The organism is Erwinia sp. V71, assembly GCF_965644245.1.
In the GTDB taxonomy this organism is placed as follows: Bacteria; Pseudomonadota; Gammaproteobacteria; order Enterobacterales; family Enterobacteriaceae; genus Erwinia.
The window spans coordinates 1-16,559 of the sequence record NZ_CBFFRK010000094.1 but is presented as its reverse complement, the minus strand read 5'-3'; the positions used below and the strand labels follow the sequence as shown (position 1 = coordinate 16,559).

Annotated in this window: 14 protein-coding genes; 8 read left to right on the top strand and 6 right to left on the bottom strand. The window is 42.8% G+C overall.

All coding sequences use genetic code 11. The annotated features are described in order from the left end of the window. Window positions 1–776: 776 nt before the first annotated feature. The 8 genes from ACSZO1_RS16760 to ACSZO1_RS16725 are packed head-to-tail and all read left to right on the top strand — an operon-like array spanning window position 777 to window position 12,254. Complete coding sequence (locus ACSZO1_RS16760) at window positions 777–1,706, top strand: fatty acid desaturase family protein (RefSeq protein WP_437614590.1); 930 nt, start codon at window positions 777–779, stop codon at window positions 1,704–1,706. Further along, the gene (locus ACSZO1_RS16755; RefSeq protein WP_437614588.1) at window positions 1,681–2,577 is read left to right on the top strand and encodes a DMT family transporter; all 897 of its coding nucleotides are present in this window, start codon (window positions 1,681–1,683) and stop codon (window positions 2,575–2,577) included. Before ACSZO1_RS16760 ends, ACSZO1_RS16755 begins: the two co-directional genes overlap by 26 nt. A 4-nt stretch (window positions 2,578–2,581) precedes the next feature. Then, window positions 2,582–4,945 carry an aminotransferase class III-fold pyridoxal phosphate-dependent enzyme gene (locus ACSZO1_RS16750; RefSeq protein ID WP_437614586.1) on the top strand — a complete coding sequence of 788 codons (2,364 nt, stop codon included), beginning with the start codon at window positions 2,582–2,584 and terminating at the stop codon, window positions 4,943–4,945. After that, window positions 4,917–6,404 (top strand): AMP-binding protein, encoded by a 1,488-nt coding sequence (locus tag ACSZO1_RS16745; protein WP_437614584.1) that lies wholly within the window; start codon window positions 4,917–4,919, stop codon window positions 6,402–6,404. Before ACSZO1_RS16750 ends, ACSZO1_RS16745 begins: the two co-directional genes overlap by 29 nt. 33 nt (window positions 6,405–6,437) lie before the next feature. After that, window positions 6,438–7,385 carry an amidohydrolase family protein gene (locus ACSZO1_RS16740; RefSeq protein ID WP_437614582.1) on the top strand — a complete coding sequence of 316 codons (948 nt, stop codon included), beginning with the start codon at window positions 6,438–6,440 and terminating at the stop codon, window positions 7,383–7,385. Further along, window positions 7,378–7,605 carry an acyl carrier protein gene (locus ACSZO1_RS16735; protein ID WP_437614580.1) on the top strand — a complete coding sequence of 76 codons (228 nt, stop codon included), beginning with the start codon at window positions 7,378–7,380 and terminating at the stop codon, window positions 7,603–7,605. Before ACSZO1_RS16740 ends, ACSZO1_RS16735 begins: the two co-directional genes overlap by 8 nt. Window positions 7,606–7,625: 20 nt before the next feature. After that, window positions 7,626–8,546 (top strand): amidohydrolase family protein, encoded by a 921-nt coding sequence (locus tag ACSZO1_RS16730; RefSeq protein WP_437614578.1) that lies wholly within the window; start codon window positions 7,626–7,628, stop codon window positions 8,544–8,546. 3 nt (window positions 8,547–8,549) lie between these two features. Then, the gene (locus tag ACSZO1_RS16725) at window positions 8,550–12,254 is read left to right on the top strand and encodes an AMP-binding protein (RefSeq protein WP_437614577.1); all 3,705 of its coding nucleotides are present in this window, start codon (window positions 8,550–8,552) and stop codon (window positions 12,252–12,254) included. A 232-nt stretch (window positions 12,255–12,486) separates the two neighbouring features. Here ACSZO1_RS16725 and ACSZO1_RS16720 read toward each other — a convergent pair whose 3' ends face one another. From ACSZO1_RS16720 to ACSZO1_RS16695, 6 genes are all read right to left on the bottom strand, one after another. After that, window positions 12,487–13,437 (bottom strand): DUF1281 domain-containing protein, encoded by a 951-nt coding sequence (locus ACSZO1_RS16720; protein ID WP_437614575.1) that lies wholly within the window; start codon window positions 13,435–13,437, stop codon window positions 12,487–12,489. A 95-nt stretch (window positions 13,438–13,532) separates the two neighbouring features. After that, complete coding sequence (locus ACSZO1_RS16715; RefSeq protein WP_437614573.1) at window positions 13,533–14,516, bottom strand: ArdC family protein; 984 nt, start codon at window positions 14,514–14,516, stop codon at window positions 13,533–13,535. Window positions 14,517–14,594: 78 nt separating this feature from the next. Continuing rightward, window positions 14,595–15,206, bottom strand: a complete 612-nt coding sequence (locus ACSZO1_RS16710; RefSeq protein ID WP_437614571.1) for a hypothetical protein — start codon at window positions 15,204–15,206, stop codon at window positions 14,595–14,597. 80 nt (window positions 15,207–15,286) lie between these two features. Then, window positions 15,287–15,595 carry a hypothetical protein gene (locus ACSZO1_RS16705; RefSeq protein WP_437614569.1) on the bottom strand — a complete coding sequence of 103 codons (309 nt, stop codon included), beginning with the start codon at window positions 15,593–15,595 and terminating at the stop codon, window positions 15,287–15,289. 149 nt (window positions 15,596–15,744) lie between these two features. Then, window positions 15,745–16,104 carry a hypothetical protein gene (locus tag ACSZO1_RS16700; RefSeq protein ID WP_437614567.1) on the bottom strand — a complete coding sequence of 120 codons (360 nt, stop codon included), beginning with the start codon at window positions 16,102–16,104 and terminating at the stop codon, window positions 15,745–15,747. A 96-nt stretch (window positions 16,105–16,200) separates the two neighbouring features. After that, window positions 16,201–16,518: a hypothetical protein gene (locus ACSZO1_RS16695; protein ID WP_437614565.1), complete on the bottom strand. Its 318-nt coding sequence runs from the start codon at window positions 16,516–16,518 to the stop codon at window positions 16,201–16,203. Window positions 16,519–16,559: the final 41 nt, after the last annotated feature.

Sequence of the window (16,559 nt, the reverse complement as noted above, 5' to 3'; positions counted from 1 at the left end):
AGGATAGCTTATCGGTAGCTAACCGTCCCTCCATCCACATGACCAAGCGTTGCACTTATTATCTGAATTCGCGTTTCACCAACTCGGAAGAAAAACAACCGTTCAAATCAGAGGTCATGTATGGCTCACATTTAACGGTTTCGTCAATGGACAAATCTGGAGTGATAAATGCTTTATGTAGTAGATGCGAAATACATCCTGTATACACAGTGCATCTTATCAAAACACCTTAACACCCCAAGATATAAGATATCTTCATACCCCTTGTTAAATTTGTGGAAAAAATAATCTATTCATTTCGCTGGGGTCACCAATCATAAATTCTATTGAAACCAGCATAAAAAAGATTTTGAACTCCCCGTAGCGCTATCAATATTACCGTAAGTGTCTGAAATATAGAAAAAGCCACATTTAGACATACAAACATACAAAATCCCATCAAAACTCACCCATAAGAAAAAAATATTATAACACCATAGGCCGCAATGTTAGTAATGTTTAAAACATGGCAGACATTAATTTCTCTTCACTTTTTATGCGTTCCGTTCGTTTATCCAATAAGATTACTTAATGATATCTTCTCTAAGGAAGGTGCGATTTAATCATTCAAAGTTCTGTTCATGACTACAATGATTGCCGTTCATCTATCGTTTTCAGTGTTTTGGGCGGTTCTTTGTTCATTTACCATACGATGACAGGACGAAAAAATGGTTCCCATCGAATTAATCGCACCTTCCCTAAATCATTTTCTTCAGTAAACACTACAGAGGTCCATGATGATAACAGAACAAGAAATCAGAAATTTTAGTAAAAAAGAAAAGGGAAAAACAATTTCTAAGACTGTGATTTACTTCTGTTTTTTAATCTCTTCGATTATTTTAAGTATAATTGCTTCAAATATATATATTTACATTTTCTCGGTTATTCTTCTTGGTATCACCATCGCGCATGGTGTTGAATTGCAGCACGAGTGTCTCCATCACAACCTTTACAGATCTAACAAGTATAATCGCTTCTTTGGAGTCATCTATGGTGTTCCGATGCTGGTCAGTTACACTCATTACCAAGCCCAGCACTTACACCATCATACTTTTCTCGGCACTGATAAAGATGAAGAGATTATTGATTATAAGCCAGAACAACTTAAAACAATCAGTGGTCTTTTTACTCGCATCACAAATGCTTCTCGCTTTTTCCAATTTATGGTAACCATGATAAATACGACGCAAGGAGTTTACCCTACAGTTATCAGAGGAAAGCGACAACAGAGAAAATTCAGGCATGAATATTACATTATTTTCCTATATATTTTTTCACTGGCCATTCTTCATACGGTGTTTGGAGTGAATGTATTGCTGACGTGGTTTTTTGCTTGGTTTTTTATTAGCGAGCCATTGCATTTCTTCATTGAAGTGCCTGAACACATAGGAAAAGACAAGTTAGATCGAAAGGTATCAAAAAATACCAGAAGTTATAAAACCAATCCAATATGGTCTTACATCAGTAATCACAATAACTATCACATTGAACATCACTCGCATCCTAGTGTTTGCGCTCATAATTTGAGGTATGTAAATGAGAGAAACAAAGGTGAGTATCCTACGGAAAGTTCTTACATTGAGGCTATGAAAGATGTCTTATCTGGAATCCGAAACGAAAAAAATGAAGAAGACAACTCAAATGTCGAAATGGCAAGACGGGATTAAGGGATTTATTGCTGGAGTACTTGCAGTAATAATTTATGCATCCATGTTTCTCGTCTCAAGATATGGTGTAAAAAATAGCATAGGAGTATACGAACTTGCATTCATCCGTTACAGCATAGCAGGTATACTTTTGCTACCAATTTTCATCTGGAGAAAGAAAACTTCTCAAAATATTCTAACCTTGAAACAAGGAGTAGCGCTTGCCATAGTGGCTGGCATTCCTTATATGCTGCTTATATATTATGGATTGAAATACGCGCCAGCTGCTCACGCTGCTGCTATTAATACTGGAACAGTTCCCTGCATAGTCGCATTGATGACCTTGGCGAAAGAATCAACACTTAAAGAGAAACTTTTTAAGCTTAGTAGTTATTCTGCAGTTGTTATCGGCTTGTTTATTTTCACTGGCGTTTCTATTTTGCAATTGAATCATTTAGTTATAATAGGCGACGTTTTATTCTTTTTATCAGGTATATCTTGGGCGTGGTTTACATTGTTATCACGTAAGTGGCAGGCAGACTCTTATGAACTTACTTCTACAATATCTGTTATTTCGCTAATCTATGTTCCTTTTTATATATTTATGCAAGGCATTGATAAACTAAATGCAATCCCTATAAATGATATTATTGTACAGGGTATTTTGCAGGGTGTAGGTAGTTCAATAATAGCTATGCTGCTTTTTACTTATAGCATTCGAAAAATAGGAGCAAACCATGCAACACTGCTGTCACCATTTATTCCCTTATTAACCGCGATAATGGCAATTCCGTTGCTTCACGAGAGACTGAACACAATGCAGTGGTTCGGAGTATTACTGATTATCAGCGGTGTTATTTTTGCAGCCAGAATTCAGGCAGGAAGAGGATGAAATAATGGAAATTATTGAATGGGAAATAATCGAAGCCACTGGCGACCTTACTGACGTACTAAGTGTTCGACATAAAGTATACGTGGAAGAGGCGGGAAGATTAAACCATGTAGATGATACCATCACATCATTTGACAGATTTGATAATTATTGTGTATATATAGTTGCAAAATTAAATAACGAGCCCGTAGCTACTGTAAAAGTTATAGCAGACTCATCTTTAGGACTGCCATGCGACGAATTTGCCGAACTCAGCAGATATCGTGTATCCCAAAACTGTTTGTGCGAATTTGGCCATCTGATTTCATTACCTTCTGTGCGCAATGAAAAACTTGGACCTGCAATGATGCGTGCGGCGCTTATTTATGCCGTAAACAGAGGTGCCACTCATATTTTAGGCGACTTTTTTGCGGATGGAAACCATAGCGATCTCCATTATTACTATAAAAACCTAGGGTTCATTCCTGCAAGTGCACCATATAAAGACCCTCGTTTTACGGGCGCACCTCTAAGTATTATTGGCTTTCTGGATATTAGCCATTCATACAATCTATATCTACATGGAAGTAACGTTCAAAAGCGTCTTCTTCGCTACTTTTATAACGATTACGCAGTTTATCGCGAAGCAAAAAAACCGAAGGATTTTTTTAGTTATCAAAACGGTGGGCGTTTGAATAGTCGTCAGTTATTGGCCGAGTTAAAGTCAAAGGTAAATCATCCTTCTTACTCCCGCCTGTCTTATCTTATGGGATGCGGAATCCAGACACGAGGTGAGAATGAATTTATCACGGATGAGAATGGAAATAACTTTTTTGCTCTTTTCGACCAATATGGTAATCAATCGTTTGGCTATAATTATACGGAATTTGTAAATACACTCAGAACCGCATTGAATAATAAAAATATTAATAGTACAAAAATAATGTTTGAAGAAGCCTCTATAAGGCTTGCAGATGAATTAATCAAGGCGACCGATAATAACTTCGATTGTTGTTACTTTGCTAATGGTGGCGGAGAAACTATTGATAATGCTTTTAAAATTGCAATGGCTGTAACCCGTAGGAAAAAAATCATCGCTTTTGAAGGCTGTTTTCACGGGAAGACCATAGCCACGCTGAGCGCTGCAGGCAGGGATGAGCATCACCAAGTTTATCCGGGATTGATGAAAGAAACCTTTGTCATACTTCCCTTTGGAGATGAAACTGCACTGGATAATGCTTTAAATGCGGACATCGCAGCAGTCATCATTGAGCCTGTTCAGGCTGAAGGTGGTGTAAATGTTCCGCCCGCAGGCTTTTTAGCTTACTTAACTGAACTCGCTCATCAAAAGGGGGCGCTCGTTATATTTGATGAAATGCAGACGGCTTTTGGACGTTTGGGGCATATGTTTGCTTTCCAAAAATATCAAGTGATTCCTGACATAATGTGCATAGGCAAGGCATTCGGTGGTGGAATATTACCGATTTCTGCAGTTTTGACTCGACATGAGTTCTGGGGTGTTTTAAGTGATCACCCTTCCTCATTTGGTTCTAGTCTGGGAGGCAATCCCGTCAGCTGTGAACTTGCACGTCAGGTGCTTAGGACGGCATCAGCGCCAGCGTTTATTTCCCACATTAACATGCTGTCAGGAATTTTATTGCCGGAACTTGGTCGTCTGCAGGATAAATACCCACAATTGATTAGTAGAATAACCGGCGATGGTCTAATGTTCGGTATTCATTTTACATCCCCACTGATAGTGGGATTAGCTTTAAGGTTGCTATACGAAAATAATGTAACTTCGTCTTATTGCCTATATAACCTCAATGTTCTGAGAGTTCAGCCTCCATTAAACAGTCATTCGCATAATCTTGCAGAAGCGTGCAAGACTCTTGATTATGTATTGAACAAAATTAACTCTGTAGATCTTGATAACTGGAGTCAAAACCAAGCCTCTTTTGAAATTATCGTGCCTGTTCCGATCAAAAATCTCTTGAATAAGGTACATAATAATCCAACACTATTTGAACTGTTCAGCGACGGGCGTACCAACTATCCATGTAATGAGAGGGTGAAATTTTACGGTCGAATAGGAGATGACCTTGGCTGCTGGGATAACACTTTAGAACTTCATAAAGACGGTTATGTCTCAAAGGCTTCAGAAGGATTTATCTGGAAAAGCTGTGAAAGGGTACTCAAGCTCATTGAATTGACTCCGGATACAACGCGGGTACATATCACAGCAATTTGGGACAACGATATTAAGCCATATGATGTTCTTACCAATGTAAAATTACATCTTTATCTGAATGAACATGGTTTTCCTCGAGTGAGAAATGAATTAATGCGTGGAGGTATTGATGAAACAGTTTTACGAGACGTTGTTTGAGCCGGATGTTCAGTGGCAGGGGTCTATTAGCTTCTATGAGGATGGATATTTAACAACACTTGCCGGTAGTCAGTTTCAGTCTGAGGTGCGTTCACTTTCTAATTGGCTTGAATCATTATCTTTGGATGAAGGGGGCCTTCTTGGTATATATGCACCAAATACTGTGAGTTGGTTACTATGGGATTTAGCTACGCTGCGCTGTGGGCTCCGGTTGAAAGCGTTTAACAAAAAGCCAGAGTTAAGAAATATAAATGATTTTCTCACCGAACACACATTAGCCATACTTATTACTAATGATGTTTCGTTGATTGAAGCAGGTGCTCTGGACATTACCACAGCTCGTCACCCAGATGAAATTAATGATAGCTTAGTAATAAATCGTCAACATCAACACTCATTCAATAAGGACTGCCTGTCTTTAGTGTATTCCTCAGGAACAACCGGCTATGACAAGGGCCTTATAATTAGCAAGAAAGGAGCAGACTTTGTAATTAATCGTTTTATAAAGGATTATAAACTCTCTGAGCAGGATCGCCATCTAATTTTTTTACCCTTAGCTAATTTCCAGCAAAGATTGTCAGTTTATGGATGTCTGCTCAGCAAGGCTAGCCTTTGTCTTTGTGATTACAAGGGTGTTTTCCCAGCCATGCTGGCCTTTAAACCCACCTTCCTGATCGCCCCGCCTGTGTTTTATCGTACGGTGATGCAGGTTTATAAAATGCGTCAGAAAGAAGATATGACTTTGAACGAGATAATGGGCGGAAATATCCGATTCTGTATTACCGGCATGGCACCCATAGATAAAGCCACTCTTGATAATTTTGACCAAAACGGCATTCATCTGTTGGAAGCATATGGAACTACTGAGACAGGGATGATAACTTGGAATACGCTGGATAGTTATAAATATGGTAGCACAGGTAAGCCTCTTGATAGAAAACACTTAATTATCAACTCAGAAGGAGGATTATCTGTTAATAGATCATGGCCTCTTTCACAGGGATATTTTCTCCAACCTGATGCTAACGAATCTGAAATATTCATGCCTAATGGAAACATCGTTACAGGTGACATTGTTGTTGAAGATGAGGAAGGATTTTTTTATATAGTTGGACGTTCTAAAGAAATTATTTTATTGGATAATGGTAAAAAAATCCATCCACGTGAAATTGAATTGGCATTTGAAAAAAAAGGGATTGACTGTGAACTTATTGTATTTTTTTATGCGTCTAAGCGGGCCCCGGCGATGCTTGTATCCCGTAATAATTTGACTGAGGAGGAAGCTATCCTATCTCAGGAAATGATTGAAGAGGCTAACCTGTCTTTAAGTCAGGATTATAAAGTACGACATATTTTTTATTCGAATGAATCTATAATTAACAACCCAGCTTTTATGACGGCCAACATGAAAATAAGCAGAAAGAAGGTTGAGGATTATATTATAAATCAATCCTTATAGAAGATAATATGATGGAATTATTGAGGTTCAAATATGCAATACACAGTCATAGACACGCATATAAACATTGCTTCAGATCGGTTGATACCTGACAATTTTCTTCATGATCAGGCTATTAACATACAAAACAAAATGCAAGCACTTGGAGAAAAGATAAAAACTGAAAAGCTTTTTAATAAACTTAAAAATTATTATAATGATCATGATGGTGACCAATTAGTTAGCGAGATGGATAATAGCGGTATTGATCAGGGTGTGCTGGTCGCCCCTGACTTTTCCTATCTATATCCATCACTATTATCCCCTGAAGAATCAATAGAACTGCATGAAAATATTTGTAAGCGTCATCCAGGACGCTTCCATGTCTTTGCGGGTGTTGATCCACGATATGGAAGTGATGGCGTAACACTTTTCCATAATAAAGTGAAATCGGGGAGCATAAATGGGTTAAAAGTGTATCCTCTATGTGGTTTTTCTCCCTCTGATAAGAGCTTGTTCCCATACTATGAAATTTGTGAAGCTTATGGTCTTCCCGTCCTTAGTCATACGGGGCCAGGATGGCAAGCCCTAGACTACCGCTTTGGTAATCCGGTATTAATCGATGAAGCTGCAAGACGTTTTCGTGGGGTCAATTTTATATTAGGGCATGGTGCCATTTATAATTTTCATGAAGGCTCATATCTTGCAGTTTATCGTGAGAATGTATATTTAGATTGTAGTGGATTTGCCAATCTCGGAAGTGATTTGTTGTGGATATCTCATCTCAGGAACGTTTTTAAATGCGGTTTTAATCACAAGATATTATTTGGAACAAGCTGGCCTGCATATAAGATGACTCTCTCAAATAGAAAAATCATGAGCATCCTCTTATCGAATGATGGTCCGTTAGCAGAACTTAAAGAAAAAGACGTTAGCATGATAATGGGTAAGAATTTGATGCGTATTCTATCAATCAAAGATAAGGAATTACATAATGGATGATAAAATGCATACTATACATCAGTATATAACATCCCGTGATGATTTCGAGGGTGAAGTTGGTTTAGACGATGACTTGTTCTCAAGCGGAATACTAGATTCGATGGGATTGCTTGGTCTTCTCTCATATTTGGAAGATGTCTACAATACCACCATCGATCTCAGTGAAATTGAAATAGATAAAATTTCTACAATCCGAAAACTCTCTCAGCTATTAGCATAGAATTCATCGAGGTTATTAAGATGAAAATAATTGATGGACATTGTCATTTAGCTTCAACTCGATACATTCCGGCTGGTTTTTTTGAGGATGTTGCCGCAAATATTACCCGAAAAATGACTGCTTATGGTGAAAGGATTTCCCTTGAAAAGATCTTACAAATGCTAATCATGCAGCACAACGATCATAATGGAGACAAGTTAATCGCAGAAATGGATTCAGCGTCCATCAATAGCACCGTATTGCTAATCCCTGATTTCTCATCAGCAATGTTGATGCCTTTACCACAGACAGAAATTAACAAAGCTCATTATCACGTTACAAAAAAACATCCCGGTCGTTTTTATGTATTCCCGGGAGTTAACCCTATGCGGGGAAAAGCCGCACTTGATGAATTTATTGAAGCAATTGAAAATTACGGGTTTCATGGACTCAAACTTTATCCCCCTTGTGGCTATTCACCCTCAGATAAATGCCTATATCCATTCTATGAATACTGTAGGGATAAATCTTTGCCGGTACTACTTCATACGGGTCCGACCGTACAGTCTCTTAATCTTACTCTAATGCCTCCTTCATTGATCTGCTCGGCAGCCAGAGATTTTCCTGAAGTAAATTTCATTTTGGCTCATGGGGCGGTGGCCTATGTTGAAGAAGCTATTGAGTTGGCACGAAACTGGCGAAATATTTATATTGATACCGGTGGTATTAGCGGAGCAATTATCCCGGGCAAGTGGCAAGAACAGCTCTTATCTGTTCTGCTTTCGGGAATAGAAGATAAAATAATTTTTGGTTCAGACTGGCCTGTCACACGAATGTCTGGAGGCCTTAAGCACCTTGTTGAGGGGATTACCTCTGATAACGCGATTATTGAACAGATTTCTCCCGCTGCCCTTAATGCTTTCTTTAGTGGGAATATCATCCGCCTGATAGAGAGAGGTTGACAGATGCATAACTTTTTTCCGTTAACCACCACACAGAATAATTTCATCACTGCTGAGCAGATCACTGGGAGTACTGCATTAAGTCAGATGCTCATAGCTATCACATCAGACATACCGTTCGACATTGTGAAACTTAGAGTGTCAATAAATGCTGTTATCAATCAGAGAGCCAAAGAATTACGTATGCAAGTCAGTCACGAACGGAAAAAAACTTATCATACACGGGATTTTGATCTATACCATGGTTGCCTCTTCGTAGAGGATGATAACCTCCATCAGGCAATATCTCGCTGGTCAACTCAAAGGCCTATCGCGTTTACAGACGACGAATTAGTCCGCTTTAACCTACTTGAAATTTCAACCGGGGGATACCTCTTTCTGATTGAGTCGAGTCATATTCTCTGGGATGGGATATCAGCCGGTATTTTCCTCAATCATTTACTGGAAATCTATGCTGCCACTAGTAATGTATCAATACTCTACCATGATGACTACAACATGTTTGTCGAAGAACTGCATGGTTATTATGACAGTAGTGCCTACCAACGAAGCCTTAATTATTGGAAAACTCTGCTTTTTGAAGTTCCAACTGTTGCACGTTTACCTTTGAATAAAAAACACAGCAGTAGAAAATTAAAAAAAATAGAATCCCGTTATTTACCTCTTAGCGAGTTGCAAAATACAGCCTTGCTTACGAACAAACATCCTTTAGCCCGTTTTTTGTCAGCTTTCTGCATGTTTTATCACCATTCGACACTGCAGGAAAAATTAATAGTTGGTATTCCTTATGCGGGCAGAAGACATGAACGCCTTAAAGGTCAAATCGGGCTATATGAAAATACGTTACCACTATTGCTGACAGGTGCAATGGCAATGAGTGGAGGAGAGATGCTTATTCGGAAGCAACTGTTGAGCAATAGTCTTCATCAGTTATTTTCTCTCAATGACCTTATTAAAAATCTCAATATAAAAACTGCTAAAAATACGCATCCGATTTTTCAAATTTTGGTGAATTATGTTGATCTGACTATTAATGATAACAACTACACACGATTATTTATTTCTAACAGGACCTCTTTATTTACTCTGTCTTTACATCTTCTTAAAATTTCAGATAAGAAATTTTCCTTACAAATTGAATACGATAGCTCGGTCTACACTGACAATGAAATTGATATTATATCTTCCGGGCTACTTAATGCAATCGCAGGAGAACTGTCTGAACCAGATGTGCCAGTAAATCCCTTATCTAGCGTAAGTCATCTCAGTACACCACCTCTCCAGTTAACAAGAGATGAGTCGGTACTGGACTGGTTGGAACAGATAACTGCCCGTTTTCCCGATAAAATTTGCGTGCGAAGCCCCACCGGTACTTCACTCACTTTCGCGCAGCTTCAAACTCGTAGTAAAGAACTGGCAGAATATTTTCAATCAAAGTTCTTATTCGCTCACAATGAGAAAAGAATTGTCGCCTGTGATTTAACAAGAACTGTTGACAGTATCGCTGTGCTAGTCGCTTTGCTGCGCAGCCATATGGCATTTATGCCTATGGATCATAAGTTTCCAGCAGCTCGCAAGAAAAAAATTATCGAGGCCAGCCAATGCCGTTTTTTAGTAGCCGATAGAACTCTAGAATGGATTGATGAGGACGCACATAAGGGCATAATCAATGTTAATGTCTCATTACCGCTGCCAGTCCTAACTGGCAGCCCTACAAATTTTCTATCAGCCAAAACACAAATGCTAGCTTATTGCCTTTATACATCAGGCTCTACCGGAACGCCAAAAGGCGTGATGCTAAGCCATGGAAATCTTACAGCCTTCATCGCTTGGTCACTTACTGCTGGGGATAAGATATTCCGTAGAGTGCCTTTCATTACCTCCTTCTCATTTGATCTGAGTATCTATGAAATTTTTGCGACATTGTGCAGTGGCGGATGCTTAACCGTGCTAGATAACGCCTTACAGCTACGGCAACACGATAATTTTACCTTGTTAAATACGGTACCATCAGTACTTGAATATTTGCTCGAACACCGTGCCTTTCCGCAAACTCTATTGCGAGTAAATGTTGCGGGAGAGGCATTGTCGCCAAATTTAGTTAAAAGGTACTTCGCTTTCGCCAAAAATATGCCAGATTTTTACAATCTTTATGGTCCAACAGAATTCACCACATATGCTACTGAATATCATATTACCAGTTTTGAAGATACAACACCGATCGGCGTGCCTCTGCCGGGTAACCAGGTCGCTATTATTGGTGATGAAATGGCCCTATTGCCTCGAGGGCAAATAGGACAAATTGTGCTGTCCGGATTAAATCTTGCAAGTGGTTATATGCACGCGCCCGAGCTTACCTTACAGCGTTTTGTTTTTCTCAATGAGCTTAACGCTACTGTTTATCTTACAGGTGATAATGGTTATATCGATGATGAGGGACGATTGCACTACGTCGGACGCCAAGACAATCAGGTTAAGATCCATGGCCACCGAGTCGAACTGAGTGAGGTCGAATTAGCTGCAGAAAGCTTGGGAGGTGTTGGTAGAGCAATTGCATGTATTGCAAATGTGCATGGCCATAAAGAAATTATTTTATGTGTAGTTGCTGAATCAGGGTTCAGCATAGATCAGGGGCTGATAGCGAGTTTAAGAGAGATTCTTCCTGTTTATATGGTTCCAAGCTTTATATATGTTATTGATTCTTTCCCTCTTAATCATAATGGAAAAATTGATCGCAAAGAGCTTCTTATTCGATCTCAAGAATGGGTTGGCACTTTATTTAATTGCAAAAACCCTCCAGAATACAATAAAATTCCGAGCAAGGAAGTAGTAGAAGAGAAATTAATGACTCTCTGCTGTGCAATTCTCTCCCAGCCTACACTTGATATAAAGTGTGATTTAATAGCTTCCGGTGCGAGTTCGTTAGATATCCTCAAATTACTTGAGGGAATAAAGGCGACCTTTTCAATTCGCTTAGATTACGAAGATATTTTCGCTGCGCCTGCAATAAATGAGTTAGCCATTAGCATCTTTCACCGTCTTACACATACGCCTCCAGCAGTTCAGTTTAAAGAAGGCCAAGAAATTATTTTCCTGCCCGGCGCTGGGACGTTGGGAGCGGTTTATCAACCTTGGTTTAAGAAACTCGCCCCAGAATTTAACGTAAAATTGATAAATTATAATAGTTATTTACAGGTTGTATCATCATTTGATGAGCTTGCTGATAAAACTTGGGAACATTTAATTGAGCTACCACAATACGGACAGAAGATGCATTTTATTGGTCATTCATTCGGGGGTTGTCTTGCTTATGAAATGGCCAGACGCTCAATTCGTCAAGGGCAGCAATGCATTGTCACTATTATCGACAGCTTTCTTGATTTTATGCCGTTTAACTACTTACCTGACACTCATCTCAAAGATGAAGATATCCGATTCGTTTCTCTGAATCATCTGCTCAATAGAGCAATTTCTTTGCATCGGCAGTTTAGAATCTATCCAGACGAGGAATTGTCACGAAATATTAATTTAATTTACGCGCGCGATGGTGTAGGTCGGTATTTAGAAAAAGATGAAATCATGAACCATCTCAGGCGCTTGGGGGCTGCAAATAACATCACTCTAGTTGATGGAGACCACTTCTCTCTCTTTCACAATAATGAAGGAGAGTGTGTTGATATTGTGAAACGCTTTCACCGAAATCAGTAATTCTATGATGATATAATTTTCGTTTTTAAAATGGTGTGGCGGCATTGTAGAAGTGCAGTCTGGCTGAGGATTGATAAAAAGGCTTTAGGCAGTTAATGACTTGTTGCATGCGCGCTTCTCCCATTAAAGATAACACGCTTCTTAAGAGAGGCGATGCCCTTAAATTAAAAAAACCAGCCACAGCTTTCGCTGTGGCCGGTCAGTGAATCGGATAAACCGGTTCAGGTTGGTGTTATGCACGGATACTGCCGTAATGTGCTAAGCCGGACGCAGGTACCGCTGCCTTATCAGGCGTCACCAGATACATACGGGCCCCATCACTGGCTGCCGACTGGCGCAGTTCCTCTGCCGGGTAAGGACCGCTGTCAACGTGATCGCCCCGGTCAAAACAGTTGTAGCCTGACGTGCCGGCTTCCGGTGAAATCCAGTAGTGCCTGATTTCACAGTCAAACAGCTGCGACATCTCGCCCATCACCTCGCCTGAAGGCGGATACCAGGGAGATGTGAAGCTCAGCGTCAGTGAGCTGACTTCATCCCGATTCCAGATGGCCTGATGGCCAGCCGGAAACGCCATGCCAAACAGCTGCAGATAAAGTTCTGATGTCGTGCATAGCCCGGTGAACAAACCACTTTCGCCGTTGAGCTCAGTGGCCAGACGTGACGGCATCACCATCAGCATGTCGCAGAGGCAGGTTGCCTCCGGCATGATGCTGAGCCATTCCCAGCGCTCCTGCGGGTCGAAGTGACCGCCTGCGCCGGCAACGCCAAACCAGTCGGCATAGTGCACGGCAATCAACTGCGCCATTATCTGCCGCGCTGAAAGGGGAACAGCTTCCCACTTCAGCGCATCGATGCCGGACTGCAGCCAAATTTTTTCCATGCGGGAAACCGTTTTAGTGTCGATCCATGCATCCTGCTCCAGCAGCTCAATGAAGTGCTGGAAAGCCTGGTTGGGTGAGGTCTGCGCACCCGCGCCATATGCGGTAAGCATTGGGTAAGGTGTGTATTCCACCGCCCTGACGGGCTTCAATATGCCGGCACAGCCGGCTAGAAACAGCTTTGTAGCCTGCCGTATGGCCTGCCGGTAAAGCGGTTTTTCCGTGCCGGCAATCCAGGGCTGCATCACATCGAGGCAGACCGATTTGGCGGTGATTTCCAGACGGTTATGGCACCATGAAAACATTGTGAAACTCCTCTTGTCGGTTAAAACGAAAAGAGGGCATCCCCCTGAGGAAGATGCCCCCAGGGGGATGATGGCGGCCGCAGCCGCCAGTTTAGTTATGCCGCCTGTTCGGTATTCCGGTTCAGGGGCTCAAGTAAGTATTCCGAGGCTTCACGGGCGAAACGACAGGCCCGGAAAATTGCTCGTTTGTCTTCACGTAGTGCTCTCAGCCAGCCGGCGAGGTAGCTTTCGTGCTGCACGTCGCCGGTGATACCCAGCTGCGCACAGAGAAAGGCACTGCCGGTTTCCGCTATCAGCTCTTCGAAGGCGTATACCGGGTCACCAAACTGCCGCGATGAAGAGGTGATCTCTTCCCGGTTGAGTCGGCTCCCGTGACCAGTGGCATGCACCAGCTCGTGCAGCAGCGTGGACCAGTAATCCGCCTCCGTAAGGAACTGCGGCGCCGTAGGCATCACGATGCGATCTGCGCCCGGGCGATAATACGCCCGGTCCTGCCGGCGATGATCACACCCGACGCCGGTTGCGCTGAGTATCTGTTGCACCTGCTTAAGCTGAACTGCGCTTAGATCAGAGTGCTGCCCGGTCGGTGCAGTATGAGTAACCTTTCCGGTAACAGATTCAGGTAATCCTTCACACTGATGAACACTGAACAGCTGCAGTTGTTTGATCATGGCCAGTTGCTCCATGACAGGTTCACCATCCCTAAACAGCAGGTTATCGCTGCTGTCCCGGGCCTGTTTCTCAAACGGTTTGTAAATGATGGCCAGCGCGCTGGTTTCGCCCTTTCTGACGTATCCGCCGGCGTCTTTCGCCTGCCGGAAGGTAATCCAGCGGTCGGAGGCGTAACCGTGCTCTTCAGCAGCCATCCACAACAGCGGAACATTGATACCACTGTAGGCACGGCCGGTGACGGCATTCACCGGCAAACTGCTGCCGTGCACGCCTTCAGCCGAACGCCATGGCCGCCGCCAGGGGGGGACGCCGTTCTCCAGCGCAACAATGATTTTGTCTGTGACCTGCTGGTACAGGTCGGGAGTGTTAAGTTCTGCCGCTTTACGCCGGCCAGAAGTCGTTTTCATCAGATGCTGCCTTTTAGTAAGGGGCGCATCCTGTCCAGTGGCGGACAATGCGCCACCAGTGAGTGGAAAAATCAGTTATCAGGAGTAGCGTAAGGAGCCGTCTGACATAACGGTACGGATGCGATCAGTTACGCTTGCGACTGCACGATTAAACATCTCCCGATCTGCGGGTTTGGCCCGTTTTGAGTCCAGGCGTATTACCTGATCCAGAACACGCAGTGCCTGTGAACGCCAGCTCAGACGTTCAGCATTACCCACGCAGGCATGAAAGTGGCGCAACGACTGTTCATAAAGCCACTGCACACTATCCCGGTATTGCCCCACCGGCACATAAATCTTCAACGGTGGTTGCGTTTCTTTATGAAGAGTCAGCGCATTATTCAGGTCACTGATAACGGGGGTTATCAGCAGGTCACAATGTTTACTCAGCACCGCATCGAACATGCTCTGTGCCAAGAAAGTTTTGAAAGAGAATTCTTTATCTGGGATCAGCCCGTCGGCGACATCTGACCAACCAGAATCTTTTGACGGATTACAGCCTTCAGCCCAGGCTTTCATCCACTCCCCGGGGCGTCGGTCATCGGGTATGCGGATATAAATCCCCTGGTTCTTTTCGAGTATCAGCGGGCGCTGCATACCCAGATTTTTAGTGAGCAGCGGACGAAGTTCAGTTGATGTAAAGCGGATCATGTTCTCTCCAGTTAAGATGAGGAGTAAACCTCCCCGGGAGGGAAGGTCCCTCCGGGAAGTGTCAATCAATGAAGAACGATTCAGTCGAAGCGGTAACGCAGTCCGGCCATCTGCTGCGCCATTTGCCGTCCAGCATGTAAGGCTTTACGGGCAGAGGAAAAATGACCGGCGCTGGCCAGCTGCTGATAGTGCCAGTCGCGTGAACTGTAACCCGTTCTGCGCGAAATGATGGCGGTATATCCGTCATCAGACTCGATGACCTCAACGCGGAAACTGCTGTAACCGCTGCGGTTCGTAAACCATTCTGCCTGTCGCTGCTTCATTGCCTCTGTAAGGCTGCTGAGCATGCGGGTGGTACGGGTGATGAGTATCAGCATTATACTGCTCATGGTTTTCTCCTTGATGAATACGGAGAAAACCGTCACCGCGGATGCGGGAAGGTTTTCCCCGCATGGGTTATCGCGTTTGTCTCAATGACGCCAGCTTTTAGTGTATGACTCATTCGCAATCCGGTTGAGGCTGAACCCAATGGTCCGGCTCAGTCCATCCAGCGATCTTCGCTTATGAGATTCTCTTCATCCTGGACCGCGCGCCCGAAAAAAAACGTCCAGGCAGCGTCGTCAATTTCTCTGGCCATATTGCAAAGGCCTTTGAAGAAAGACTTCCAGGATCCAGGAATAAGATTGCGTACAGACAATGCTGCGAGGTCTTGTGCAACAGCAGCCATGTCCCAGACATAGTACGCAAAGCCATCTATGTCGGTTTGAGTGTTAAGGCCAAGGCGACGTAGAGCTGCAATGCTCAGCAAATCACCTTCAGCATTAACAAGCGCCACTTTGTGCGCAGTCAGCTCACGGGCACGAATGTGAAAGGATGGTTCAGGTAAATACTCGTTCATGAAGGATTCCTTAAAATTGAGGAACCCTGTCCCTTACGGGGACAAAAGTCCCGTCAGGGTGACAAATGATTAAATTGTTCAGACCGTCGTGTTAATTCAGAGAGGGTAGCTCTGATAAAACATTTCGAGCAGTCGGTCTGTGGCTTCGTCCAGCGCTTTTTCCTCGCAAGCCCGGGTTATGCCCTGCTGAAAAGCTTCGTTCCAGTGTCGGCTATGGACCTCTGCGCCCAAAAGGATGAGACAGTCCACCGCGTTTTCAACAAAGTCATATCTGACGTAACTGGATTGCATGGCAAAACCTGTGGAATCTGCAACCCACCTGATAAATGTCAGGTAATCGGGAAGACCGTCATCTGACATAGCAGCGTCGGTGTCGACACTTAGGGAAGGTGCGATTAATTCGATGGGAACCATTTTTTCGTCCTGTCATCGTATGGTAAATGAACAAAGAACCG